The sequence below is a fragment of the Nocardia brasiliensis IFM 10847 genome, assembly GCF_000710915.1.
GTDB classification, from domain to species: domain Bacteria; phylum Actinomycetota; class Actinomycetes; order Mycobacteriales; family Mycobacteriaceae; genus Nocardia; species Nocardia brasiliensis_A.
On record NZ_BAUA01000201.1, the window covers coordinates 1 to 25,597 of the forward strand.

Consider the following 25,597-nt stretch of genomic DNA (forward strand, 5'->3'; position numbering starts at 1 on the left):
CGGCACCGGTGACGCCCGCGCCGGCACCTGCGGCGGGGACTCCGGCCCCAGGAGCCCCGGGTCCGGCAGCGCCGCCCGCGGCGGGCCCCGCTGCCTCGGTCCCGCTGGGTTCTGGTGGTGTACCGGCCGCGGTCGCAATCAACCCGGGTGCCGGGGGCCCCCAATGCCGGTGCGGCCCCGGAATAGTTCGGTGCCCCTCGGCTCGGGCAGCGCGCCGAACAGCTCGGCGCCGCTCGGCGCCGCCGATCCGTTCGCGTCCGCGCCGGTCGCGACCCAGCCGCCGTGCCCACTCGGCTGGCCCGCACCGAAACAGCAGGGCGGGCTCGCCTCACTGATCGGGCTCGCGCCGCTGGCCGGTCCGTTCTCCTCGGAGGCGTTCGCGCTCGGCTCGGTCTATCAGCCCATCCTGCAGCTGGCCGGTCCGGTGCTGGCCGAGGTCGCGCCGGTGATCGCGCAGTACCAACCGGTGATCGACCCGATCATCACTCAGGTGCAAGGCGTAGAAGCCGTTGTCCTGCAAGCGATCCTGCCCTACTACGGGCCGTATCGCGGACAGCTGATCGCCGCGGAGGGCGAGCTGGCCAAGGTGCTGACCCCGATCCTCAACCGGGTATACAACAGCGAGATCGCCTCCTGCTTCGTCGCGTGGCAGGGCCAGATCATCGACCAGGCCAAGGGCGGCCGGATCACCGTCGCATCGTTGGCGCATCCCGGCACCGTCGTGGAACTCGGTCCCGAATCCTGAGGTAGCACCGCTGTGCCGTGATCCGGCCTCCGCCCCGCGGAATCCGGACATAATGTGCGGATGGCGAGAGCCCGGCAGACGGCCTTGCGGAGGCTGGTCACAGACGGCGTGCTGACCGAAGCGCAGTACGCCGCGGTCGTGGACGCGCTGGCGGCGCGGGAACAGCGTCCGCCGGGCAAGGTGGTGGCCGAGATCGCCGCGTATATCGGCGCCGGACTGGTGTTCGGCGGGATCGCGCTGGTGATCGGGTCGTCCTGGGACGATCTCGCGCGGGCCGGGCAGGTCGCGGTGCTCTTCGCGGTGTCGCTCGGGCTGGTGCTCGGCGCCGTGGCCGTGGTCGGCGGCCCCGCGCAGATGTTCGGCCGGGCCGAAACCGGCTCGCGGACCCGACTCGCGTCGGCCTTGCTCGCGCTCGCCGCCGGGTCGGTGGCCGGGATGGTCGGGACCGCCCTGGACCACAGCTCTGCCGATGCCGGAACTTGGGCCGTGCTCGCCGCTCTGCTGACCGCGGCGCTCGGCTATATCGCCGTCCCGGCGGTGCTCGGCATGCTCGCCTGCGGGGTGTGCAGTGCGGCGGTGGTGCCCGGCCTGCTAGGTGATCTGGCGGGCGCCACCGATACCTGGGTCGGATTCGGCTTGCTCGCCGTGGCGGGAATCTGGTTCGCGCTCACCGGGTTCGGCGCCTTCGTCGAAACCTGGCTCGGTTACGTGATCGCGGTGGCGATCGCGTTGCTCGGCGCGGTGGTCGTCGAGGCGGACGGCAGGCCGTGGGCGTTCCTGCTGAGTGTGCTGGTGGCCGGCGTCTGTTTCGGGATGTTCGCGCAGCGGCGCTCGACGGTGCTCGTGGTCGGCGGTGCGCTCGCGGTCGCCCTCGCGGCGGGTCAGGCGGTCACCGAACTGACCGACAACCCGCTGGCTGTCGCGGTGACCGTGCTGGCGATCGGCGCCCTGGTCCTCGGCGGCGGCGCGTTCCTGCTCGTCCGCAGCCCGAAATCCGAGCCGCCCGCGTCCTGAGCGAGCGCTCGTCCCGGGTGGGGTTCATCACACTCCGCAAAAGCATGGACGTCCAACTATAGGATGACCGCATACCGCACGCGCGGTGTCATGGTCGGCTACCAGGACAGGACTGGCATGGTTCGCGAACTCACTCACTTCATCGGCGGGCAACACGTAGCGGGCACCTCCGGCAGGTTCGGCGATGTCTACGACCCGAACCTCGGTCAGGTGCAGGCCAGGGTGCCGCTGGCGAGCAAGGACGAGGTCGCCGCGGTCGTCGCGAACGCCGAAGCGGCGCAACGGGTGTGGGCCGCGTTCAATCCGCAGAAGCGGGCCAGGGTGCTGATGAAGTTCCTGACCCTGGTGCAGGACGACATGGACAACCTGGCCGCGCTGCTCTCCGCCGAGCACGGCAAGACCATCGCCGACGCGAAGGGCGACATCCAGCGCGGTCTCGAGGTCATCGAGTTCGCGACCGGCATCCCGCACCTGCTCAAGGGCGAGTACACCGAGAGCGCGGGCACCGGCATCGACGTCTACTCGATGCGCCAGCCGCTCGGCGTCGTCGCGGGCATCACCCCGTTCAACTTCCCGGCGATGATCCCGCTGTGGAAGGCGGGCCCGGCGCTGGCCACCGGCAACGCGTTCGTGCTCAAGCCTTCCGAGCGCGATCCCTCGGTGCCGCTGCGGCTGGCCGAGCTGTTCCTCGAGGCGGGTTTGCCCGCGGGTGTGTTCAATGTCGTCAACGGCGACAAGGAGGCGGTCGACGCGCTGCTGCACGATCCGCGGATCAAGGCCGTGGGCTTCGTCGGCTCCACGCCGATCGCCCAGTACATCTACGAGACCGCGACCGCGAACGGCAAGCGCGCCCAGTGCTTCGGCGGCGCGAAGAACCACGCGATCGTCATGCCGGACGCCGATCTCGACGACGTCGCGGACCAATTGATCGGCGCCGGTTACGGTTCCGCGGGCGAGCGCTGCATGGCCATCTCGGTCGCGGTGCCGGTCGGGCAGGAGACCGCGGATCGCCTGCTCGCCAAGCTGACCGAGCGGGTGCACAAGCTCAACATCGGGCGTTCCGATGATCCGGGCGCCGACTACGGCCCGCTGGTCGGCAAGGACGGCGTGGACCGGGTACACAACTACGTCCAGATCGGCATCGATGAGGGGGCCGAGCTGGTGGTCGACGGGCGCGGCGTGACCGTTCCCGGCGCCGAGGACGGCTACTTCGTCGGCGCGACGCTGTTCGACAACGTGACGCCGGAGATGCGGATCTACAAAGAAGAGATCTTCGGTCCGGTGCTGAGCGTGGTGCGCGCCAAGGACTACGAAGAGGGCCTGCGGCTGGCCAACGAGCACGAATACGGCAACGGCGTCGCGATTTTCACCCGCGACGGCGACACCGCCCGCGATTTCGCCGCCCGCGTGCAGGTCGGCATGGTCGGCATCAACGTGCCGATCCCGGTGCCGATCGCGTACTACACCTTCGGCGGTTGGAAGCGTTCCGGCTTCGGCGACCTGAACCAGCACGGCCCGGACTCGATCCGCTTCTACACCAAGACCAAGACCGTCACGCAGCGCTGGCCTTCGGGTTTGAAGGAGAGCAACGCCTTCGTGATCCCCACGATGGACTGACATGTTCATCCTCGACGACGACGAGAAGGCGATCCGCGAGACCGCGCGCGGCTTCGCCGACGAGTTCCTCGCGCCGAACACGCTGGAATGGGATGAGCAGAAGCACTTTCCGATCGATGTGCTGCGCAAGGCGGGCCCGCTCGGCCTGGGCGGAATCTACGTGCGAGAGGACGTCGGCGGTTCGGGCCTGCGCAGGCTCGACGCCGTGCGGATCTTCGAGCAGCTCGCGACGGGGTGCCCGGCCATCGCCGCCTATATTTCCATCCACAACATGGCGACCTGGATGATCGACAGCTACGGCGATGCCGCACAGCGTGATCGGTGGCTGCCGCGGTTGACCTCGATGGAGCTGCTGGCCAGTTATGCGCTGACCGAACCGGGCGTCGGCTCGGACGCGGCGGCCTTGAGCACCAAGGCCGTTCGCGACGGCGACGACTACATCTTCAACGGCGCAAAGCAATTCATCTCCGGCGCGGGCGCCACGGACGTCTACGTGGTGATGGCGCGGACCGGTGCCGCCGGGGCACGCGGTATCTCGGCGTTCATCGTGCCCGCCGATACGCCCGGAGTTTCCTTCGGCGCCAACGAGAAGAAGATGGGCTGGAACGCTCAGCCCACCCGTCAGGTGATCTTCGAGGACGCCAGGGTGCCCGCGGCGAACCTGCTCGGCGCCGAGGGCGACGGCTTCCGGATCGCCATGAACGGCCTCAACGGCGGGCGACTGAACATCGCCGCCTGCTCGGTCGGCGGCGCCCAAGCGGCACTGGACAAGACGGTGCCGTATCTGGCCGAGCGGCACGCGTTCGGCAAACCGCTGCTGAAGAACGACGCGCTCCGGTTCCAACTCGCCGATATGCGTACCGAATTGGAGGCGGCCCGCACCCTGCTGTGGCGGGCGGCGGCCGCGCTCGACGCGGACGCGCCGGACAAGGTCGAGCTGTGCGCCATGGCGAAGCGGTTCGCCACCGACGCCGGTTTCGAGGTGGCCAACAAGGCGCTGCAACTGCACGGCGGCTACGGCTACCTGGCCGAATACGGTGTGGAGAAGATCGTCCGGGATCTGCGGGTACACCAGATCCTGGAAGGGACCAACGAGATCATGCGGGTGGTCGTCGCCCGTGCGGTGGAAGGAGCGGCATGACCGACGCGGCTGAGCCCGAGGTCCGCATCGAGCAGCAGGACGGCCTGGGACTGATCACCCTGAACCGGCCCAGAGCCATCAACGCGCTGAATCATTCGATGACACTGGCGATCACCGAGGCGTTGCGCGCCTGGGCGGACGACGACGCCGTTCGGACCGTCGTGCTCACCGGGGCGGGGGAGCGCGGTCTGTGCGCGGGCGGCGATATCGTCGCGATCCACACCGACGCCACCGGCGGTGCGGTCGGCCCCGATTCCCCGACCGGGCGCTTCTGGCGGGACGAATACCTGCTCAACGCGCTGATCGGCCGGTATCCGAAGCCCTATGTGGTGGTGATGGACGGCATCGTGATGGGCGGCGGGGTCGGGCTGTCGGGCCACGGCAGCCACCGCATCGTCACCGAGCGGTCCAAGATCGGCATGCCCGAGGTGGGCATCGGCTTCGTGCCCGATGTCGGCGGTACCTACCTGCTCGCGCGCAGCCCCGGCGAGATCGGCACGCACGTTGCGCTGACTACCGCGCGGATGGACGCGGGCGACGCGATCGCGGCGGGTTTCGCCGACTACTTCGTCGCCACCGAACACCTGCCCGCGCTGCTGGAGACGTTGCGCACCGAGGCGGTCGAGGTCGCGATCGCCAAATTCGCCACGGGCGCACCGGAATCCGGCCTGCTCGCCCAGCGCGGATGGATCGATGCCTGCTACGGCGCGGACACCGTCGAGGAGATCGTCGCCCGGCTGCAGGCGCACGAGGCGCCGGAAGCGGGCCGGGCGGCGGCCGACATTCTCACGAAATCGCCTGTCGCGCTGAAGGTCGCGTTACGGTCGTTGCGGTCGGCGGGTTCCGCGCCGAGCCTGGAGGTGGTGCTGAACGAGGAGTATCGGGTCTCCATCGCGGCCCTGGCCTCGCACGACCTGGTGGAGGGCATCCGCGCGCAAGTGATCGACAAGGACCGTGCCCCGCAGTGGTCGCCGGCGACTCTCGCCGACGTCAGCACCGCGCAGGTCGACGCATACTTCGCCGAATTGGGCGATCAGGAACTGGGTTTGGTGAGCAATGACTGAAAAGATCGGATTCCTCGGGCTCGGCCACATGGGTGCGCCGATGGCGGCGAACCTGGTGAAAGCCGGCTACGAGGTAGTGGCCTACGACCCGGTACCCGCCGCGCGGGAGCAGGCCGCGAAGGACGGCGCGACCGTCGTCGCCACCGCCGTCGAGGCGGCGGAGGCGGGCGTGGTGATCACCATGCTGCCGAACGGACGGCTGGTGCTCGACGTGTACGCCGAGATCCTGCCGGCCGCGAAGCCGGGCACCCTGTTCATCGACTGTTCGACGATCGATGTGGCCGACGCGAAATCCGCGGCCGTCCTCGCCATCGGCGCGGGGCACCGGGCGCTGGATGCCCCGGTCTCCGGCGGCGTCGCCGGTGCGGCCGCGGGCACCCTCACCTTCATGGTGGGCGGCGCCGCCGACGATTTCGCCACCGCGTTGCCGGTGCTCGAGGTGATGGGCGGCAAGGTCGTGCACTGCGGCGGTTCCGGGGTCGGGCAGGCCGCCAAGATCTGCAACAACATGCTGCTCGGCATCTCGATGATCGGCCTGTCCGAGGCCCTGGTGCTCGGTGAGCAGTTGGGCCTGACCCACCAGTCCTTCTTCGACGTCGTCTCCACCGCATCCGGCCAGAGCTGGGCCCTGACCTCCTACTGCCCGGTCCCCGGCCCGGTGCCGACCAGCCCGGCCAACAACGACTACCGGCCCGGCTTCGCCACCGCGCTGATGAACAAGGACCTCGGCCTCGCCGCGAACGCGCTGCGCGAGAACGGCATCGATGGCCGGCTCGGCCTGCTCGCCGCCGAGATCTACGAGCGGTTCAACCAGTCGTCGGGCGACCTGGACTTCTCCGCTATCGTCACCGATATTCGTAGCCGTTCTGAGCGAGAAGGTGCCTAGTGAGCGATTTCGAGACGATTCTGCTGGAGCGCAAGGGGCGGGTCGGCTGGATCACGTTGAACCGGCCGAAGGCGCTCAACGCGTTGAACGCGCAAGTCCTCGACGATGTCATCGCCGCGCTGGACGAACTGGAGCGCGACGAGGAGATCGGGGCCGTCGTCATCACCGGATCGGAGCGCGCCTTCGCGGCGGGCGCCGATATCAAGGAGATGCAGCCCAAGTCGTACATGGACATGTTCCTCAACGACTACTTCGCCCGCTGGGACCGGCTCGCGGAATTCCGCAAGCCGACCATCGCCGCGGTCGCCGGGTACGCCCTCGGCGGCGGCTGTGAGCTGGCGATGATCTGCGACATCCTGATCGCGGCCGATACCGCCAAGTTCGGGCAGCCGGAGATCAAACTCGGTGTCATCCCCGGTATCGGCGGCTCGCAGCGGCTGACCCGCGCGGTCGGCAAGGCCAAGGCGATGGATCTGGTGCTCACCGGCCGCAATATGGACGCAGAAGAGGCCGAGCGCGCCGGCCTGGTTTCGCGCATCGTGCCCGCCGCCGATCTGCTGGACACCGCGCTCGAGGTCGCCGAGACGATCGCCTCGATGTCGTTGCCGGTCACCATGATTGCGAAGGAGGCGGTCAACCGCTCCTTCGAAACCACCCTCGCGGAGGGGCTGCGCTTCGAGCGCCGCGTCTTCCATTCGCTGTTCGCCATCGACGATCAGAAGGAAGGCATGAGCGCCTTCGTCGAGAAGCGTCCCGCGAAGTTCACCAACCGCTGATCGGTCGTCCGCCCGCCCGCGCTCCGGGTGGGCGGACCGTGGTCCGGACAGAATGCCTGTCCACTTAGCGGGTTTCGGAACGGCCTTGTCGTCGGGTTCCGCGGTCAGCCGAAGTTGGACGGCGACGGACCGATGATCTCCGCGGGTGTCGGCGTATTGCCGTCGCTCGGTTCGGTCGAACTCCTGTCCATAGCAAGGATTCCCGCGATGGTCGCGCCGAGCGCCGCGGTGACCGCGACGGCGGCGATGAGCTTGCGGCGGTCGACCGGGCCGTGCACCAGCGACGCGGACAGGGCCGCGCCCGTCCGCGCCCGCGCCATCCGCACCTCGCCACCGTGGCGTTCGGCCGCCAGCAGCACCGCGCCGCGCGCCGAGACGTAATCCGGTTCGGGGTCGTAGATGATCGGCAGGTCGATCAGCTCGGCCAGCTCGTCGCGGATGTTCGGGTTGCGGGTGCAGCCGCCGAGCAGCACCAGCGCCTCGGGCTGGACCCCGCTCTCCTCGATCAGCTGCCGCACGAACGACGCCGAGTGGTGGATACTCGCCGAGCACAGCTCCGCCAGGTCGCTGCGGGTCACCACCTCGCGGCCACCGGAGATCGGGTCGATCGCGGTGACCACCCGCTCGCTGCTCAACGCCTCCCGATGCCTGCGACTGGTGAGCTTGTCGGTGAGCACGCCGCCGCGGGCGAGTTGCCAGCGCAGCAGCGCGTCGTAGCCGTCACCGCCGAGTACGGTGCTGCGCTTGCCCGCCAGGATGGTGTCGGTGCGGCAATCGGCGTGGGTGATGGTGAGACCGGAACTGCCGAGGTCGTAGAGCAGTACCGAGCCGCTGTCGGGCAGTTGGCCGGTGAACCGGAGATAGCGCAGCTGGGCCAGCGGTTCGTCGACGATGGTGAGCCCGCTGCGGCCCGCGCTGGCCCGGATGGCCTCGGAGTGCAAGGTGCAGCGGCAGGTCACGGCCGTGCCGGTGACCAGCTCGTCGCGCCGATCGGCGGCGCCGCGCATCTGCCGGATGGCCTCGAGCACCGGCTCGTCGATGCCGCCGCCCGGGCGGCGCAGCACCTGGCAACGATCGATGGGCGGCAGGTGTGGCTGATCGGAATGCGTCAGCATCGCGCGTGCGCCACCAGCGCCCGCCGATACCCCCAAGACCAGCACCATGATTTACATGGTGGACCCTTTCCGCGCTGCTGCCAAGGCGACAGGGCGAGAAATTCGCTAGTTGGATGCCGGACCGTTACTGCACCGCCAATTGCGGGGTGTACTGGACCGTCCAGTTCTGCCCGGCTATTCCGGTCCAGTCGCAGACCAGTGTGCCTGCGCCGCGCCGGTGTCGAAGTCGCCCGCGGCGTGTCGGAATTCCGCGAGCAGCTGGAGCAGGGTGTGCAGCCGATCGGGTGCCAAGCCGGGCAGCGCGAAGACTCTGGTGTTCAGTTCCTCGGTCGCCTGGGCGACCAATTCCCTTCCGGCGGCGGTGATCTCGATAAGCGTGGCACGCCGGTCGGTGGGGTGCGGCACCCGCTCGACCAACTGCGCCGCCTCCAAGCGATCGACGGTGTTGGTGACGCTGGTGGGGTGTACCTGCAGGCGGGCGCTGGCCTTCGCCATCGGCAGCGCGCCGGTCTTGCTGAAGCTCAGCAGCATGAGCAATTCGTAGCGGGAGAAGGTCAAACCGGTTGGTTTCAGCGCCTCGTCCACTCGCGCCATCACGATTTGCTGGGCTCGAACCAGTGAGGTCACCGCGGCCATACCGTCGGCGACATCCCCCCAGCCGTGGTCGACCCATTGGCGATGGGCCTCCTCGATCGGGTCGAGCGGCAGGGGACGTGGCCGAGACATGCCCTGATCATTCCATGGGGCCGGGTGCTGATCGGGGACATCCACGGGCACTGTGGATCACAGTGCGTTCGAATCAGACCTTTGTTCTTCGAATCAGACTGAGCGCAAGGGTGTGGCCGGCGACCCGCGCCCGGCACTATCAATCACGAGGCGGGCGTGGCTGAGTGGTTGAGGCAACGGTCTGCAAAGCCGTTTACGCGGGTTCAATTCCCGCCGCTCGCTCCAAGCAGGGCTCGAGGTCGTCGATCGAGCGGCGCTCGGCGCGGTGTACGCCACCGCCGCGCCGAGCAGCTCGGGCCGTGCTCAGCGCCCAGCGCTGATTGCTCAGCGTCCAGCGCTCGTTACCCAGCGCACGGCGCTGGTTACTCAGTGCCCGGCGCTCAGTGCCGGTCGGCGCGGACTCGGCGGGCCATTCCGGCGAATCAGCCGAGGCCCGAGAAATCGCGCAGCACAACGTGATTGCGGTCGGCGGTGGTGCCGAGGGTGTAATCCGGGAGCAGGCCGAAGTATTCGCCCCGGGTGGTCGCGCTCCAGCGGCGCGCGGCCGCGGTCCGCGTCTTGTAGAAGTTCACCATGTAGCCGCCCTCGTACAGGCGCAGCAGGCTGTAGCCGCCCGGATATTCCTTGACCGCAGCCACTTCCAGGAATTCGACGGCGCATCCGGTATCCGGGCGGGTCCGGCGATTGCGGTGGGTGTGTCCGCTGTGGTGCAGGAAGACGCCCGGAGCGCGCTCGTAGCTCGCTTGCAGTTCGGCGCTGTCGCGGCCGTTCAAGACGAATCCCGGCCCCGCGAGATTGGTGTAGCCGGACTCTCGGGTGACCGGATGGTGGCTGAACACCAGCGTCGGCCGGTCCGGGTCGGCCCGCAGCCGCTCGCTGAGCAGGTCGAACTGCGGTCGGTCGATGGTGCCGCCGGAGCCGTCGAGCTCGCTGGTGTCCAGGCCGAGCACGCGCAGTCCGCCGATCTCGTGCTCCACGAGTTGCTGGCGCGCCGTGAACGCCTCGGCCCAGCAGTCGTGGTGCTCGGCCGGCGCCGGGGCGCAGCCCGCATAGTCCGGCCCGGTGTGCGGTCGGTCGTGGTTGCCGCGGACCACCATGTAGTCGGTGCCCAGCGCGCCCCAGTCGTCGAGCTGCGCGCGGACCGCGCGCGAATCCGCAAGGGACGCTTCGTCGGTGAGGTCGCCCGCGATCAGCAGGTGCGCCGCGCCCCGGTCGGGCCTGCGCAGGTCGTCGAGCAGCGCGGCCAGCATCGCCTCGGGATACGGCGGCACGTCCTGGCGGAAGCCGGGCGGCAGATTCGCGACGAGCAGGCCGCTGACCTCCTCGCCGTAATGGATGTCGTTGGCCAGGGCCACGGTTCGCAGCGGGCGTCCGGGCGGCGGCGTCAATGTGGTGAACTCGCCGGTGATCTCCGGGGCGCCAGGACTCAGTGTGGTCAGCGAGAGCGCCGGAATCGCGCGAACACCGTTGGACCACGCCTCGAATCGGTACGCGCGGCCGGGTTCCAGTCCGTCCACTTCGGCGTAGTGGAAGGGTGTCGGCTCCGGGTCGGACCACACCGTAACCGGTGCGCGCGGCGAATCTGCCGGTGCGAGACGTACTTCCGCGTCCGCGGCGACCGGGACGAGCCGCCCCGCGGCGTCCGGTGACAGCGTCGTCCAGGTCACGATCACCGTCCGATCGGTGATCGTGACCACCTCCAGATCGGTGGCGAGAACCGGATTCGATTGGGCCCGAGCCGATCCCGGCCGCGCAGCGCCGACCACCGGTAGCAGCGCCGCCAGGCCCAGCGCGCCGAGCAGGGTGCGCCGGGACGGCCCGCAGCACGTCATGCGGGGCCGCGACTCGTCAGTTCCGGCCGGAACCCGCGGAGCAGACCTTCCACTTGCCGTCTTCCTTCTTCAGGTGCTCGGTGGTGCTGGTATCGGTGTCCGGCTCCTCGCCGGGCAGCTCCAGGGTGAGCTTGCCGGTGATCCGTGCGGTCGCCAGCTCGCCATCGATCTTGATGTCATCGATCTTATCGATGCTGACCGATACCGCGGCGGTGTCGAATTCTTGTTTCTGTTCGGCGGGCAGCGCGTCGAACTCGGCGCGGTCGGCCGCACACGCTTTGGCCGCGGCCGCCGAGAACCCCTTCTTCTCCAGCGTGTCGTAGAAGTCGTGGACGGCCGACTCGATCCGTTGCGCGTCGGAGGCGAACGGTCCCTTGCCCTGTGCCGTCAGCACCGCCCCGATCACCACCACGCCGCCGAGGGCCAGCAACACCACCGCGATCAACCCGATGACGAGGCCGACCTTGCTTTTCCGGGAGGGCTGCCGTGCGCCGGGCGGCACCGGTGCAGGAGTCGCGGCCTGCGGATAGTGCGGGGGCGGGTAGCCGGTGGGCTGGTCGGGCTGGTGCGGATTCGGATAAGTCATCGGCTCGTCCTCCGTCGGCCCCCCCTGGTTCCTGGAAGGTTACGGCAACCGGACGTTCGGGCGCGTCAAAAGAGACGTCGGCCGGTGTATCGAACGGGGGTCCGGGCATGTCGCCGGTCGAGTCGCTGATGTGTCATCGATCACGGGACCGCGTGGTTCCGATTAGAGCGTCCCGCGCGGGGTTACCCATCAAGGGAGTGCGTTCCGGTCCGCCGGCGCCCCGCCTATATTGATCGCACGGGGGACCAACGCTCATCTTCGTTCGTGCAGAGGGAGATTCGGATGCGCAGGGTGCTCTTCATCGGTGCAGGCGCCGGGGTCGGCCTGCTGGCCGCCGCCGGCCTCGCGGGCGCCGATCCAGGGCAGGGTGTGGTGCAGGTCCGGGCGACGACCGGGGCCGATCAACTCGCCGTCGCAGGGGCCGAGGTCGGTATCGCGCCCTGCGGTGCCGCGCCCGCCCCCACTGCGCTGACCACCGGGCCCGACGGGACCGTGCGCGTCGACTTGACGCCCGGTTGCTACCAGGTGCGGGTCACCGCGCCGCCGTCCGGCTGTTCGGTCCGCGGCGTGGATTACGTCCAGATGATCGTTTTACCGGGCGTCACCCAGACCGCGCCTTTCCAATTCAGCTGCGCCTGAGGAAATTCGTCCCGCGATCGAGTTCGCGGCGACTCCCACTTTCGTAGGACGCGCTGTGCTCGTAATGCGGGATACGGTCGCGGGGTGGGCATTTCCGGTGCAGAATTGCGGGCGCGCCCTGCTTTGGTCGCCAGAGCGGGGATCGTTTTCGTCGCAGTGACGGTGTGGTGGTTGGTGCTGTACCACCTGGTGCCTCCTGCTGGGGAATACACCCGTTCGGCGCACATCGTGCGCGCAGTGGGCGCGACGGTGTTCACCGTGCCGTTGATTCTGCTCGCTCGAAAGTTTCTCGATCGCAGGCCCTTTGCCGAATTGGGATTCTCCTCGGTCGGCCGCGGTGGGCGCGCGTTTCTCGTCGGTGTCGCGTGCTGGGGAATTCCGGCCTGGTCGGCGATGGCCGCGATGTTGTGGCTCGGCTGGGCGGATATCACTGTGCGGGAGTCTTTTCCGCGCACCGTACTGGCGCTGTTCGGTCTGCTCGTGCTGGTGCTCCTGTACGAGGCCGTTCCGGAAGAACTCATCTTTCGCGGGTACTTCTTCGCCAATCTGAACGAACGTTGGTCCACGGCGAGCGCGGTCGTCGGGCAGGCGATGCTGTTCACGGCGTGGGGTGTGCTGATCGGCGCCGCGGGCTCGGTGGGGCGAGCCGTGCTCTTCTTCGCCTTTTCCCTGGTGCTCGGTGTGCTGCGGTCGGTGACCGGAAACATCATGGCCTGCATGGGCTTCCACGCCGCGTTCCAGGTGACCACCCAGTTCCTCGCGAGCAAGTGGAACTACCTCGAACTGCACGACCCCGACCTGTCGGTGCAGGGTCTGGCCTTCGTCGTCCTTCCTTTCCTGGCCGCCCCTCTCGTCATGTGGTGGTACCGCAGGAGTCGGCGCCCCGTCCCCGCAGCGAGCTAGACCTGCCGTTCGCCACTCCGTTGACAGGCTGCCGGATTCACAATACCGTCAGTATTCGAATACCGAAGGTATCCGACAAAGGAGTTGGGCAAGTGCGTGAGCGTTCGGCAGGCGACAGTGGGGCAGCGGTGACCGCGCCGCGCGAACCGCGGGTCGTGATCATCGGCGCCGGCGTCTCCGGCATTGCCAGCGCGGTCACTTTGCAGCGCAACGGGATCGACGATTTCGTGATTCTGGAGAAGGGGTCCGACGTCGGCGGCGTGTGGCATTGGAACCACTATCCCGGGCTGACCTGCGACGTCCCGTCACAGCTGTATCAGTTCGGGTTCGCCCCGAAACCGGACTGGTCGCAGGTCTTCGCGCCCGGCCCGGAAATCCAGCGCTATCTCGCCGACGTCGTAGACCGGTTCGGTCTTCGACCGCACGTACGCACGAATGCCGAGGTCACGGCGGCGACCTTCACCGGATCGGGTTGGCGGGTCGAGACCGGCGACGGCAACAGCTACGAGGCCGATTTCGTGATCGCCGCGACCGGCGTGCTGCACCATCCGGCCACCCCCGAGCTGCCCGGCCTGGCCGAGTTCACCGGTGCCGTGCTGCACACGGCACGCTGGGACGACTCGGTGCCCACCGACGGCAAGCGCATCGCCGTCATCGGCACCGGATCGACCGGCGTGCAGGTGGTTTCGGCGCTGCAGCCGAAGGCGCGCCGACTGGCCCATTTCGTCCGCAGTCCGCAGTGGGTCATCTGGGCGCCGATGCGGCTGCCGCAACCCGCCGTCGTCGGCGCGGTGCTGGACCGGCTCCCGCAGGTCAATCGCGCGCTGTACCGCGCGGGCATGACCGGCGCGAAGCTGTTCACCGACGTCGTCACGCGGCCGAGCTGGCGGCGCCGAGCGGTACAGGAGTACGCGCGATTGAGCCTGCGCGTCCAGGTGCGCGATCCGCGCCTGCGTGCGCAGCTCACCCCGGACTATCAGCCGCTCTGCAAGCGACAAGTGTTGTCCGGCAGCTACTACCGCGCGCTGCACGCCCGCAACACCGAACTGGTCACCGACGCGATCACGGCCGTGACCCCCACCGGCATTCGCACCTCCGACGGCACCGAGCACGAGTTCGACATGATCGTGCTGGCCACCGGCTTCCAGGCGCACAACTACATGCGACCGATGAACCTGGCCGGCCGCGACGGGATCGCGATCGACGATGCGTGGGTGAAGGGTCCGCGGGCCTACCGGATGACCGCCGTCCCGGGCTTTCCCAACCTGTTCACGGTGCTCGGACCGAACTCGCCGACCGGCTCCATTCCACTGCATCACGCCGCCGAGGTCACCGCCCGGTATATCGTCGCGTGGATCAACCGTTGGCGGACAGGCGAATTCGACACCGTCGAGGTGACCGAAGCCGCCACCGCCCGATTCGAGGCCGAGGTCGGCAAGGCGTTGGAGCCCACGGTCTGGAACACCGGGTGCAATTCCTGGTACTTCACCGAAGGCGGCCACATCGATCTGCTGCCGTTCGACCGCGCCACCATGGAAGCGCTGCTCGCCACCCCCGACGATCGCGATTTCCACCTGCGCAAGGTTTGCTGACCTCGCCGCCACTGCCGGGAATCGCGCGCGGTCGGGTGCGTATGCGGCATCGCGGTTGTCGATCTCGCTAGGCTCTGGGCATGCGGGTACCAGGGGCGTGGGTGGGGGTCGATGTCCTCACGACTCGACTGCGGCGGGAAGCGCGGATCGCGCGCGACGGGGCGGATTCGCGACTGAGCCGCAGCGACATCATGGTGCACTCGGCCGCCGGCGAGCGGGTGGCGCGGGTGCTGACGCGCTGTGCGAGCATGCTCGGATTCGACGTCGAAGGCGAGCGGCTGTGGGCCGATATGGTCGCCGACCTCTTCGACGGACCGTACGACGACCGCACCGCCGACGACGCCAAGATGGCATTGCGTGCGCACTGGGTGAAGGCGCCCGATGGCATGCCGGTCGGCTTGGTGCTGTGGCTCGCGCCGGGCCCGGTCCTGCCGCGCCCGGTCTACAACAGCTGGATCCTGGATCTGGACGCCGTCACCACCAGCAGCGCCGGCGACGATCTGGCAATGCTCGGCACCGATCGGCAGGCCGGCGAACCGCGCCCCATCCGCGATCTGCTCCGCTTCGCCAACGCCGACGACGTACCGCGCTTCCTGGCGCTGTACTGGGACGCGGCGACCGGCACCAAAGGGCTTGCCGCCGAGGCGATCTGGTCGATCCACCCGCCCGGCGCCCCCGGCTGGGTGCATTTCTGGAGCGCCGCGCACCCCGGTATCGGGCCCACCGAACGATCCGTCTACGGCATGAGCTTGCAACTGGTCCGTCGCCCCGAGCCAGTCGTCGCGACGCTGCGGCACATCGTCCAGTTCACTCGGCACACGCTGATCCTGGTCGACGCCGAACGCCGGATCACGCTGCACACCGAAGGGGTGCTGCGCGAGGAACTGCGCGACAGCAACATCGTCGAACTGCTGGAAGACCTGCAGATCGCCCGGATCGTTTCGGGGTCGCAGACCAGCGTCGAGGCCACCGTGACGATCAACGACCGCCGGTACGAGGCCACCGCCTGGCCCCTGCCGAGCGTGCAGTCCAAGCCCGTGCAACCCGCCGCGATCGTGCTCCGGCCGGTCGAGGACGGTGCCGTGAGCTGAGCGCGGCGACTCACCCGAGGCGGCGTGGCCGCCGCGCGGTCCAGAACACGGTCTGCCCGACCCGGGTGATCGACACCTCCGACCACGAGCGGCCCAGGGCATAACGCAGCCCGTCCTCCGTGCCACGCGCTTCGTCGAACAGCGGGAGCGCCGGGAAATACGCGGCGAGGGTCAGATCGAGGATTGTCGCGGGGGCCGCGAGAGTGATCGCGCCGAAGAAAACTCCGTTCGCACCGGTGGTGTCGGCGACCCGTTGGAACGCGCATCCCTTTTCCGCCCAGGTGACCGGTAGGCAATTGATCAGCAAGCTCGCACCGATCGAATTCGAGCGGTGGCTCAGCGGCAACTCACGCAGCACCGTCCCGTAATGTGCGCGGCTTTCGGTGCCGCCGTTCAGCAGCCGCCGGGCGGCTGCTTCCAGTGCGGGCACGGACCGGTCGTCGAGTTCGACCAGGTGATTCCGGGCGCCGCCGCCCGGGACGCGGCCCAGGACGTTCCCGGCGTGCGGGTCGATATCGAGGCGCACCGCGAACGAGGGCTGCCCGTGCTGATCCAAGAGATGCGTTGTCTCACAACGCCATACGGCCTCATTGTTGCTGCCGAGCACGATGTGATCGAAGAAGTGCAGGAGCGCGGGCGTAGCCGGGGTGGTGCCGTCGAGTTCTGCTCGGCCGATGCGGCTGACCTGATCCATCAAGTGGACTCCAGAAGACACCGGGGCAGCCGGGAGCGCGGCCCCGTTCCAACGGGGGATCTGCTTCCGGGCTCGGGAATCGCTCTCCGGCCGACGCTGCCTCGATCATAGCAAGTGCGTCTGTCTGGGCCAGGAGTGTTGAAAGTGCGGGTGTACAGGTGGCCGACCTGCGAATGTGCGCCATCGAGCAAACAAAATCAGGCGCTTGGTTACCATGCCTGCCGGGCCGTGTTGAATAGATCATAGTTCCACCCATCGGCGGCCTCGGTGCGGTGATCATGACGAATACCGGCTCGCGAAGGAACGATGTGAAATGCCAGGCAAGAACGCAGCTCGAGATCGTGTGGTCATTGCGGGGCTGGGCACGGTCACCGGATATGGCTGGGGGCGCGAGGCGCTCTGGCAGGGCCTGCTGAGCGGTAAACACGCGGCTCGGCCCCAGCCGGGGTTCGGCCCGGATCGGGACACTGACGGATGGGTGGCCCGGATACCGGACGGCGGCGACCCGGAGCTGGGCTCGGTGTACGTGCGATCGGTGCAGGAGTCGGTCCGCGAGGCGGTGGCCGATGCCCGCGCGCGGGGCTGGCGACCGGGCGCCACGGTAGGGCTGTTGCACGCGATCGTGCTCGGCGACACCGACGAGTGGCACGATTTCTACGTCCACGACCACGGCAAGCGCCGTTCGCGGGACTTCTTACGGCTGCTGCCCTCCACGCCGAACTCCAACCTGATGAGCGAGCACGGTTTTCACGGTCCGGCGATGAACGTCACCGCCGCCTGCTCCTCGGCGAACGCCGCGCTCATGACCGCCCAGATGTGGCTGGCGCACGGCTTCGTCGACGACGTGGTGGTGGTCGCGAGCGACCTGAGCGCGATCCCGGACATCGTCCAGCCCTTCGTGACCTTGGGCGCAGCGGTCACCGACGAGGACCCGCTCATGGCCTGCCGCCCGTTCCAGGAGGGCAGCCGCGGTTTCGGCTTCGGCGAGGCCGCCACGGCGTTCGTGGTGACCGGCGCGGCCGACCGGCCGTACGCGGCGGTGCTGGGTGGCGCCATGACCAACGACGGCTTCCACGTGATCTCCGTGGAGCCCTCGCACGAGCAGATCTTCGCGTGCGTGCGGCAGGCGCTGACGGCCGCGCGGGTGGACCCCGCGCAGGTGGCCTACCTCAACAGCCACGGCTCCGGCACCCAGCAATGCGATGTGGCCGAAACCGCTTTACTGGCAACCATTTTCGATGACCGCCCACAGGTGCTGGCCACCAAACCGCTGACCGGCCACTGCCAAGCCGCCTCCGGCGGAGTCGAGGTGGCCGCCACCATCCTGGGCTACGAACACGGCCTCATGGTCTCGGCCCCGATCGTCGCCGCCGCTCACCCCCGATTAGTCGACGGCGTCATCGACCACGCCGGCAACGGCCTCACCATGAAGATCGCCCTCGGCATGGGCGGCAACAACTCAGCGTTGGTACTCGGCCCGCCCGACTGAACTTCGCGCACGTGAAAGGCCCCCGACCGCAACGATCGGGGGCCTTTAACGTGGTGCCCTCGGCAGGATTCGAACCTGCGGCCTTCTGCTCCGGAGGCAGACGCTCTATCCCCTGAGCTACGAGGGCGGGATAGGGCCGAGCGGGGCTTGGGGGCCGCCGATCGGGCGGGGAAAGCGTATCGCATCGGGGGCCGTGCGCCAAAAAGCGTGGCGGAGGCGGCGGTTGGGGTCAGTTCAGGGGGAGGGGTTGGGCGCCGCGAGCCGTCAGCATGGTGGTGATGAGCTGGGCTTCGCCGCGCTGGGTTTTGTCCATGGTGTCGGCGAGGGTGTGCACCGCGGTGGTGTCGGCGTGCTCGGCGGCGTACTGGATCATCGACAGGCCACCCTGGTGATGGCGCAGCATGAGTTGCAGGAACAGGGTGTCGAGTTCGGTGCCGGTGGCCTGGCGCAGGGCGGCGAGGTCCGCGGGCGTGGCCATGCCGGGCATGGCCGCCATCGGACCGGACATGGTCGTGGCGCCGCCGGAGTGGCCGTGGCCGCCGGGCTGCCCGCTCATCCAGCCCATGTACCCGTCGACGCTCTGCGCGGGCTTGCCCCACAGCTGCAGCCAGCCCTGCATTCGGCCCACCTGGCTCTGCTGGGTGGTCATGATGTCGTAGGCGAGGCGGCGCACGTCGGTGTCGGTCGACTTGACCAGCACGACGCCGGCCATCTCGACGGCTTGCGCGTGATGGGCTGACATGTCCTGGCTGAAACCGACGTCGACCGCACCCGGGTCCGGCTCGGACGAGCCGGTGAACGGCAGCCGGACGAGCGCGCCGATGGCGACGCCGAGCACGATCGCGCCGATGACGCCGAGCACCAGCAGCGCGGTCCGCTGCCGCTGGAACTGGCCGCCGAGGCCGGACGCGGCAGGTTCGGCGCCGCGCTCCAACTCGGTGGGCGTCACTGTTGCACCGGCGCCTGCTGTCCGGGGACCGGCGCGGGCTGCGGCCGGCCGGGCTGGCCGGGCAGCGGCGCACCGGGCAGCCCGGGCACGCCCGGCAGACCGGGCACGCCGGGGATGCCGCCGGGCATCTCGGACGGATCCGGCTGCAGCCCCTTACCGTCCATCGGCACCGCGTCCGGTCCGGGCGGGGTCGGGTCGAACGGCGGCGGATTATCGGTGTCGAAGGCGATGGTGGAGCAGTCCGCGCCGACCTCGGGATAGGTGTAGGCGTTGAGCCGCAGGGCGGTGATGAACTGGCCGACACGCTGATCGTCGGCCTTGTCCAGCTTCAGCTGATGGCCCCAGGACTGCAACGAGATCGGGGTGTCCAGACCGGGATACGGCGACATGAGCGAGTACGGCTTGCCCTTGACCTTGCTCGCCAGCAGGTCACGACCTGCTGCGTCCACCTTGTCGGGGTTGTAGGTGATCCAGACCGCGCCGTGCTCGAGCGAGTGCACGGCGTTCTCCATCCGGATCGGCTTGTCGTACACGATGCCGGTGCAGGTCGCCCAGGACGCGTCGTGCGGTCCGCCGAACGCGGGGCTCTGGTCGTAGGCGACGCGCTGGGTCGGGCCGATGTGCAGTCCGGCCGGGTACTCCTTCTTGACCACGCCGGAGATCGACTCGGACGGGTCCTTCCGGTCGGCGCTGGGCGTGTACTTGTCCAGTGCGGCCTTCTCCTGGTACTTGGGTACCAGGCTGTAGGCGAGGGCACCGATCAATGCGATGATGACTACGGCCGCGCCGATGGCCAACCAGGGAATCTGACGATTGTTCTTGGGAAGTTGACCCCGGCCGCCCCCTTTACGGGAGGCCGACAACTTCGCGCCGGCTTTGGTGGCCTTGGCCGATTTGGCGCTGGGACTGCTCGGCATCGCTCGTTGTGCTCTCTCGACGTGACGGATCCGCGTGCTGCTACAGGTTGCGGACGGTTCCGGCGCGATGCCCACTCGAGGTGCACACCCGCCAAGACCATAGGATAGAGACTCGTGACTCCAGCTGACCTTGCAGATCTCCTTCGCACCACCGCGGCGAAGGTGCTCGTCGAACGTGGGCTCGATCCCGCGGTCCTGCCCGACGAGGTCACTGTCGAGCGTCCCCGCAACCCGGAACACGGTGACTATGCCACGAATGTGGCGATGAAGGTGGCAAAGAAGGCGGGCACGAATCCGCGAGATCTGGCGACCTGGCTGGCCGAGGCGTTGACCGCCACGGACGGTGTCGAGGTGGCCGAGGTCGCCGGGCCCGGCTTCCTCAACATCCGGCTGGCCGCGTCGGCGCAGGGCGCGATCGTCGAGCAGGTGCTGGCCGCGGGCGCGGCGTACGGCACCGCCCAGACGTTGCAGGGCACCCGGATCAACCTCGAGTTCGTCTCGGCCAACCCGACCGGGCCCGTGCATCTCGGCGGCACCCGGTGGGCGTCGGTCGGCGACGCGCTCGGCCGGATCCTGGCGGCGCAGGGCGCGGAGGTGGTGCGCGAGTACTACTTCAACGATCACGGCGCGCAGATCGACCGGTTCGCCCGGTCGCTGGTCGCGGCGGCCACCGGCGAGCCGACCCCGGCGGACGGTTACGCGGGCGCCTACATCGGCGAGATCGCGGGCACGATCGTCGCCGCGCACCCGGACGCCGTCGCGCTGCCCGAGGCCGAGCGGCTCGAACTGTTCCGCGCCGAGGGCGTCGAGTTGATGTTCGCGCAGATCAGGCAGTCGCTGCACGAGTTCGGCACCGACTTCGACGTGTACTTCAACGAGAGTTCGCTGTTCGCCTCCGGCGCGGTCGAGCAGGCCGTCGCGACGCTGAAGAATTCCGGCGACCTGTACGAGAAGGACGGCGCCTGGTGGATCGCGAGTACGGAATACGGCGACGATCAGGATCGCGTCGTCATCAAGAGCGACGGTAATCCGGCCTATATCGCGGGTGATATCGCGTACTTCCAGAACAAACGGTCGCGCGGATTCGATCTGTGCATTTATATGCTCGGCGCCGACCACCACGGATATATCGGACGGTTGAAGGCCGCCGCGGCCGCCTTCGGTGATGACCCGGCGACCGTCGAGGTGCTGATCGGGCAGATGGTGAATCTGCTCAAAGACGGTGTCGCGGTGAAGATGAGCAAGCGCGCGGGCACCGTGGTCACGCTGGAAGATCTGGTCGAGGCGATCGGGGTCGACGCGGCGCGGTATGTCCTTGTACGTTCCTCGGTGAATTCCAGCATCGATATCGACCTGACCCTCTGGACCAGCCAGAGCAGCGAAAACCCGGTCTACTACGTGCAATACGCGCACGCGCGGACCGCCTCCATCGCGCGCAATGCCGCCGAATTCGACTACGGCAAGGTCACCGCGGATCTCGCGTTGCTGACCGCGGACGAAGAGGGCGAACTCATTCGCACCCTCGGCGAATACCCACGCGTGGTGAGCAGCGCGGCGAGCCTGCGCGAGCCGCACCGGGTCGCCCGCTATCTGGAGGAGCTGGCCGGTACCTACCACCGCTTCCAGACCAACAAGAACCTGCGCGTGCTCCCGCTCGGCGACGAGCCGGTGAGCCCGACCAACGCCGCCCGCCTGGTGCTGGTCAACGCGACCCGCCAGGTGCTGGCGAACGGCCTGGCGCTGCTGGGCGTGAGCGCACCGGAGCGGATGTGAACGGGTTACGCGAGTACGCCGCCACCCGAAAAACATTTGCAAGGGTGGGCAGAGTTGTAAAGGGGCAGATGGCCTTGACGAGCGCTAGGAAGGGCAAAATATGAGCGCGCATCCGGCCGGGCCCCGGCATGCTGAGATTCCGCACGCACCGAGTTTGCCGGAGCGGCCGCGCGATCCGCAGCAGATGATCGATCTGCCCGCGAATGTGTGGCCGCGCAACGCGAGCCGTGATTCCGACGGTGTGGTGCGACTGGCCGGGGTGCCGGTGCACGAATTGGCCGCCGAGTTCGGCACGCCGCTGTTCGTGGTCGACGAGGACGATTTCCGTTCGCGCTGCCGCGATATGGTGCGCGCTTTCGGCCCGAATGCCCGGGTGCATTACGCCTCCAAGGCTTTCCTCTGCGGTGAGATCGCGCGTTGGATTCGGGACGAGGGTCTCTCGCTGGACGTGTGTTCCGGCGGCGAACTCGCGATCGCCTTGCACGCAGGGTTCCCGGCTGAGCGAATCGCCTTGCACGGCAACAACAAATCGGCCACCGAACTGGAGGCCGCGGTGACCGCCGGGGTCGGCCACGTGGTGGTGGACTCGCTGATCGAGATCGAACGCCTCGAGGCGATCGCGGGCCGCGCCGGCGTGGTGCAGGACGTGCTCGTCCGGGTCACCGTCGGCGTGGAAGCCCATACCCACGAATACATTTCGACCGCGCACGAGGATCAGAAGTTCGGCTTCTCGATCGCCGGGGGCGACGCGATGGAGGCGCTGGCGCGCGTCTTCGAGGCGGACAACCTGCGCCTGGTCGGCCTGCACAGCCATATCGGATCGCAGATCTTCGAGATCGACGGTTTCGAGATCGCCGCGCGCCGCATGCTGCGCCTGCTGCACGACGCCATCGAGAAGTTCGGCGTGGAACGGACCGCGCAGATTTCTACGCTGGATCTCGGTGGCGGCCTTGGTATTTCGTACCTGCCGAACGACGATCCGCCGCCGCTGGACGATTTCGCCGCGAAGGTGCGCGACCTGGTCGCCGCCGAGGCCGCGAGTATCGGTCTGCCGGAGCCGAAGATCGCGGTGGAACCGGGTCGGGCCATCGCCGGGCCGGGCACCGTCACGCTGTACGAGGTCGGCACCACCAAGGACGTGTCGCTCGACGGTGGCCTGCGTCGGCGCTACATCAGCGTCGACGGCGGCATGAGCGACAACATCCGCCCCGCGCTGTACCAGGCGGATTACGACTGCCGCCTGGTCTCGCGCACTTCCGAAGCCGCGGCGGTGGTCGCGCGCGTGGTCGGAAAGCATTGTGAGAGTGGCGATATCGTCATCCGGGATACCTGGATGCCGGAGGATGTGGGCCCCGGCGATCTGGTCGCCGTCGCCGCGACGGGTGCGTACTGCTATTCGATGTCCAGCCGATACAACCAGCTGACCCGGCCCGCCGTGGTCGCGGTGCGTGACGGACAACCGCGACTCATTCTGCGCCGGGAAACGGTGGCGGACTTGCTCAGCTTGGAGGTGTGATGAACGCAGTATCGCAAGGCGATTCGATCAGCGGCGGTGGCCGGGCGGCGGGCGGGCCGAATTCGGCTCAATTGGTGTGGGGCAGAGACCAGCCCATCGGTGTCGCGGTGCTCGGCATGGGCAATGTCGGCACCGAGGTGGTGCGGATTCTGCGGGAGCATTCCGAGGATCTGCGTTCCCGGGTCGGCGCGCCCGTCGTGCTGCGCGGCGTCGCGGTCCGTGATCTGGCGACCGATCGCGGCATCCCGGCGACTCTGTTGACCACCGACGCCGACGCGCTCGTCGCGCGCGACGACGTCGACCTGGTCGTCGAGGTCATCGGCGGTATCGACCCGCCGCGCCGGCTGATCCTGGCGGCCTTGAACGCGGGCAAATCCGTGGTGACCGCGAACAAGGCGCTGCTGGCCGACTACACCGGCGAACTCGCCGCCGCCGCCGAGCGCAACCGCGCCGACCTGTATTTCGAGGCCGCGGTCGCGGGCGCCATTCCGGTGGTCCGCCCGCTCATCCAGTCGCTGGCCGGTGACCGGGTGAACCGGGTCGTCGGCATCGTCAACGGCACCACCAACTTCATCCTCTCCGCGATGGACGAGACCGGCGCGGATTACACCGACACGCTGGCCGAGGCCACCCGCCTCGGTTACGCGGAGGCGGACCCGACCGCCGACGTGGAGGGCTTCGACGCCGCGGCCAAGGCCGCGATCCTCGCCTCGCTCGCCTTCCACACCCGGGTCACCGCCGCCGACGTGTACCGCGAGGGCATCTCCAAGATCAGTTCCGAGGATCTGGAGACCGCGTCCGCGCTGAACTGCACGGTGAAGCTGCTCGCCATCTGCGAGCGCGTCGCCGCCGGTCCGGGCGAGCCGAGCCCCGAGGAGGGCGGCAAGGAGCGGGTCTCCGTGCGCGTCTACCCGGCGCTGGTTCCGCGCAAACATCCGTTAGCAGCCGTGAGCGGGGCCTTCAATGCGGTGGTCGTCGAGGCGGAGAACGCGGGCAGGTTGATGTTCTACGGCCAGGGTGCGGGCGGCGCGCCCACGGCCTCCGCCGTGCTGGGAGATCTGGTGATGGCCGCGCGCAACAAGTTCTACGGTGGCCGTGCACCGGGCGAATCGGTTTATGCTGAGCTACCGATCGCACCGATCGGCGATACACCCACCCGCTACCACGTGAACCTGCAGGTGGAAGACCGTCCCGGGGTCCTGGCCGCGGTGGCGGGCGAATTCGCCAAGCACGGGGTGAGCATCTCGACCGTCCGCCAAGAGGGGCACGGCACGGGAGCCCGCCTGGTCGTGGTCACCCACCACGCGCTGGAATCGGCGCTCGCGGACACCGTCGCCGCCCTGGCGGAGATGGAATCCGTCACATCCATCACCAGCGTTCTCAGATTGGAAGGCACCGAAGAATGAATACCTCCAGGGGTCGGCAGACCGCGGGGTGGGTAAGTACAGGTGTGGCACCGCAGGCCGGAGTGCACTCGCGCTGGCCGGGTTTGATCGCGGCCTATCGCGACCGGATCGCCGGTGCGCGGGACTGGGAGCCGGTGACCCTGCTCGAGGGCGGTACGCCGCTGGTGCCCGCCCCGCACCTGTCCGAGCTGACCGGGTGTGAGGTATATCTCAAGGTCGAAGGGCTGAACCCGACCGGCTCGTTCAAGGACCGCGGCATGACCGTGGCGATCACCGACGCGAAGTACCAGGGCCAGAAGGCGGTGCTCTGCGCCTCCACCGGCAACACCTCGGCATCTGCCGCGGCCTACGCCACCCGCGCGGACATGACCTGCGCGGTGCTCATCCCGCAGGGCAAGATCGCGATGGGCAAGCTGGCCCAGGCGGTCATGCTGGGCGCGAAGATCATCCAGGTGGACGGCAACTTCGACGACTGCCTCGAGCTGGCGCGCAAGGTGACCTCCGATTTCCCGAGCATCGGCCTGGTGAACTCGGTGAACCCGGCACGCATCGAGGGGCAGAAGACCGCCTCGTTCGAGATCTGCGATGTGCTGGGACGCGCGCCCGACGTGCACGCGCTGCCGGTCGGAAATGCGGGCAATATCACCGCCTACTGGCGCGGCTATCGCGAGTACTACGCCGACGGCATCACCACGCAGCTGCCGCGCATGCTCGGCGTGCAGGCCGCGGGGGCCGCACCGCTGGTGCACGGCGCCCCGGTGAGCGACCCGGAGACCATCGCGACAGCCATCCGGATCGGCGCGCCGGCGTCCTGGAACGCCGCGGTCGCGGCCAAGGAGGAGTCCGGTGGGGCCTTCCGTGCCGCCACCGACGAGGAGATCCTCGCGGCGTACCGACTGGTCGCGGCGTCCGAGGGCGTGTTCGTCGAGCCCGCGTCGGCCGCCAGCGTCGCGGGTCTGCTCGCCGCGCGCACCGAGGGTTGGCTGGATTCCGGCCTCACCGTCGTGTGCACCGTGACCGGTAACGGACTCAAGGATCCCGACACCGCCCTGCTGGGAATGCCGCAGGTGCAGGCGATTCCGGTGGACCCGGTCGCGGTCGCCGCCGAGCTAGAGCTGGCCTGAAT

General features: G+C 68.6%; 23 protein-coding genes and 2 tRNA genes. 17 read left to right on the plus strand and 8 right to left on the minus strand.

Translation table 11 applies throughout. From position 1 onward, the window contains the following. The first annotated feature begins 190 nt into the window (after positions 1–190). From NBRGI_RS48390 to NBRGI_RS39760, 7 genes are all read left to right on the plus strand, one after another. Positions 191–745 carry a hypothetical protein gene (locus NBRGI_RS48390; protein ID WP_158440013.1) on the plus strand — a complete coding sequence of 185 codons (555 nt, stop codon included), beginning with the start codon at positions 191–193 and terminating at the stop codon, positions 743–745. A gap of 60 nt (positions 746–805) precedes the next feature. Beyond that, complete coding sequence (locus NBRGI_RS39735) at positions 806–1,759, plus strand: DUF2157 domain-containing protein (protein ID WP_029902965.1); 954 nt, start codon at positions 806–808, stop codon at positions 1,757–1,759. A 117-nt stretch (positions 1,760–1,876) separates the two neighbouring features. Beyond that, entirely contained in the window at positions 1,877–3,376 is a 1,500-nt protein-coding gene (locus tag NBRGI_RS39740; protein ID WP_029902967.1) for a CoA-acylating methylmalonate-semialdehyde dehydrogenase, read from the plus strand. Position 3,377: 1 nt separating this feature from the next. Continuing rightward, complete coding sequence (locus NBRGI_RS39745; protein WP_029902969.1) at positions 3,378–4,517, plus strand: acyl-CoA dehydrogenase family protein; 1,140 nt, start codon at positions 3,378–3,380, stop codon at positions 4,515–4,517. Then, complete coding sequence (locus NBRGI_RS39750) at positions 4,514–5,581, plus strand: enoyl-CoA hydratase/isomerase family protein (RefSeq protein WP_029902971.1); 1,068 nt, start codon at positions 4,514–4,516, stop codon at positions 5,579–5,581. Before NBRGI_RS39745 ends, NBRGI_RS39750 begins: the two co-directional genes overlap by 4 nt. Then, the gene (gene mmsB / locus NBRGI_RS39755; RefSeq protein WP_029902974.1) at positions 5,574–6,467 is read left to right on the plus strand and encodes a 3-hydroxyisobutyrate dehydrogenase; all 894 of its coding nucleotides are present in this window, start codon (positions 5,574–5,576) and stop codon (positions 6,465–6,467) included. Before NBRGI_RS39750 ends, mmsB begins: the two co-directional genes overlap by 8 nt. Then, a complete protein-coding gene (locus tag NBRGI_RS39760; RefSeq protein ID WP_029902976.1) occupies positions 6,467–7,243 on the plus strand; it encodes an enoyl-CoA hydratase in 777 nt (258 codons plus the stop codon). The genes mmsB and NBRGI_RS39760 overlap by 1 nt, the downstream gene beginning before the upstream one ends. A 104-nt stretch (positions 7,244–7,347) precedes the next feature. Here the strand turns inward: NBRGI_RS39760 and NBRGI_RS39765 are convergent, their stop codons facing one another. Both NBRGI_RS39765 and NBRGI_RS39770 read right to left on the minus strand, forming a co-directional pair. Further along, on the minus strand, positions 7,348–8,406 hold the full coding sequence (locus NBRGI_RS39765) for an Hsp70 family protein (RefSeq protein ID WP_029902977.1): 1,059 nt from the start codon (positions 8,404–8,406) through the stop codon (positions 7,348–7,350). A gap of 126 nt (positions 8,407–8,532) precedes the next feature. Continuing rightward, the gene (locus tag NBRGI_RS39770) at positions 8,533–9,084 is read right to left on the minus strand and encodes a MarR family winged helix-turn-helix transcriptional regulator (RefSeq protein ID WP_029902979.1); all 552 of its coding nucleotides are present in this window, start codon (positions 9,082–9,084) and stop codon (positions 8,533–8,535) included. 150 nt (positions 9,085–9,234) lie between these two features. Between NBRGI_RS39770 and NBRGI_RS39775 the strand changes: the two genes are divergently transcribed. Further along, a tRNA-Cys gene (locus tag NBRGI_RS39775) sits at positions 9,235–9,309 on the plus strand. Positions 9,310–9,506: 197 nt separating this feature from the next. Here NBRGI_RS39775 and NBRGI_RS39780 read toward each other — a convergent pair. Continuing rightward, the gene (locus NBRGI_RS39780) at positions 9,507–10,916 is read right to left on the minus strand and encodes a metallophosphoesterase (RefSeq protein ID WP_029902981.1); all 1,410 of its coding nucleotides are present in this window, start codon (positions 10,914–10,916) and stop codon (positions 9,507–9,509) included. Between the two features lie 16 nt (positions 10,917–10,932). Continuing rightward, positions 10,933–11,502 (minus strand): Rv0361 family membrane protein, encoded by a 570-nt coding sequence (locus NBRGI_RS39785; RefSeq protein ID WP_051728395.1) that lies wholly within the window; start codon positions 11,500–11,502, stop codon positions 10,933–10,935. 282 nt (positions 11,503–11,784) lie between these two features. Here NBRGI_RS39785 and NBRGI_RS39790 point away from each other — a divergent pair, with 282 nt between their 5' ends. The 4 genes from NBRGI_RS39790 (at position 11,785) to NBRGI_RS39805 (ending at position 15,727) form a co-directional block, all read left to right on the plus strand. Next, positions 11,785–12,141 carry a prealbumin-like fold domain-containing protein gene (locus NBRGI_RS39790; RefSeq protein ID WP_029902986.1) on the plus strand — a complete coding sequence of 119 codons (357 nt, stop codon included), beginning with the start codon at positions 11,785–11,787 and terminating at the stop codon, positions 12,139–12,141. An 84-nt stretch (positions 12,142–12,225) separates the two neighbouring features. After that, positions 12,226–13,044 (plus strand): CPBP family intramembrane glutamic endopeptidase, encoded by an 819-nt coding sequence (locus tag NBRGI_RS39795; RefSeq protein ID WP_235211269.1) that lies wholly within the window; start codon positions 12,226–12,228, stop codon positions 13,042–13,044. 92 nt (positions 13,045–13,136) lie between these two features. Beyond that, on the plus strand, positions 13,137–14,636 hold the full coding sequence (locus NBRGI_RS39800; protein WP_370627917.1) for a flavin-containing monooxygenase: 1,500 nt from the start codon (positions 13,137–13,139) through the stop codon (positions 14,634–14,636). A gap of 80 nt (positions 14,637–14,716) precedes the next feature. Next, on the plus strand, positions 14,717–15,727 hold the full coding sequence (locus NBRGI_RS39805) for a hypothetical protein (RefSeq protein ID WP_029902992.1): 1,011 nt from the start codon (positions 14,717–14,719) through the stop codon (positions 15,725–15,727). A gap of 10 nt (positions 15,728–15,737) precedes the next feature. Here NBRGI_RS39805 and NBRGI_RS39810 read toward each other — a convergent pair whose 3' ends face one another. Continuing rightward, entirely contained in the window at positions 15,738–16,421 is a 684-nt protein-coding gene (locus NBRGI_RS39810; protein ID WP_051728397.1) for a hypothetical protein, read from the minus strand. A 313-nt stretch (positions 16,422–16,734) separates the two neighbouring features. Between NBRGI_RS39810 and NBRGI_RS39820 the strand changes: the two genes are divergently transcribed. Beyond that, positions 16,735–17,910 carry a beta-ketoacyl synthase N-terminal-like domain-containing protein gene (locus NBRGI_RS39820; protein ID WP_029902997.1) on the plus strand — a complete coding sequence of 392 codons (1,176 nt, stop codon included), beginning with the start codon at positions 16,735–16,737 and terminating at the stop codon, positions 17,908–17,910. 51 nt (positions 17,911–17,961) lie between these two features. On the opposite strand, the gene NBRGI_RS39825 is transcribed toward NBRGI_RS39820, so the two are convergent. The 3 genes from NBRGI_RS39825 to NBRGI_RS39835 form a co-directional block, all read right to left on the minus strand. Beyond that, positions 17,962–18,037, minus strand: a tRNA-Arg gene (locus NBRGI_RS39825). A 102-nt stretch (positions 18,038–18,139) separates the two neighbouring features. Beyond that, positions 18,140–18,844 (minus strand): DUF305 domain-containing protein, encoded by a 705-nt coding sequence (locus NBRGI_RS39830; protein ID WP_036562569.1) that lies wholly within the window; start codon positions 18,842–18,844, stop codon positions 18,140–18,142. Between the two features lie 11 nt (positions 18,845–18,855). After that, positions 18,856–19,776, minus strand: a complete 921-nt coding sequence (locus NBRGI_RS39835) for a DUF3105 domain-containing protein (protein ID WP_029903001.1) — start codon at positions 19,774–19,776, stop codon at positions 18,856–18,858. A gap of 114 nt (positions 19,777–19,890) precedes the next feature. On the opposite strand from NBRGI_RS39835, the gene argS reads away from it, so the two are divergent. From argS to thrC, 4 genes are all read left to right on the plus strand, one after another. Next, on the plus strand, positions 19,891–21,549 hold the full coding sequence (gene argS / locus NBRGI_RS39840; protein WP_029903003.1) for an arginine--tRNA ligase: 1,659 nt from the start codon (positions 19,891–19,893) through the stop codon (positions 21,547–21,549). 100 nt (positions 21,550–21,649) lie between these two features. Then, positions 21,650–23,065, plus strand: coding sequence for a diaminopimelate decarboxylase (gene lysA, locus NBRGI_RS39845; RefSeq protein ID WP_029903005.1), 1,416 nt, complete (start codon positions 21,650–21,652; stop codon positions 23,063–23,065). Next, positions 23,065–24,471, plus strand: coding sequence for a homoserine dehydrogenase (locus NBRGI_RS39850; RefSeq protein ID WP_268808470.1), 1,407 nt, complete (start codon positions 23,065–23,067; stop codon positions 24,469–24,471). The genes lysA and NBRGI_RS39850 overlap by 1 nt, the downstream gene beginning before the upstream one ends. A gap of 62 nt (positions 24,472–24,533) precedes the next feature. Beyond that, on the plus strand, positions 24,534–25,595 hold the full coding sequence (gene thrC / locus NBRGI_RS39855) for a threonine synthase (protein WP_036562570.1): 1,062 nt from the start codon (positions 24,534–24,536) through the stop codon (positions 25,593–25,595). The last annotated feature ends 2 nt before the right edge of the window (positions 25,596–25,597 follow it).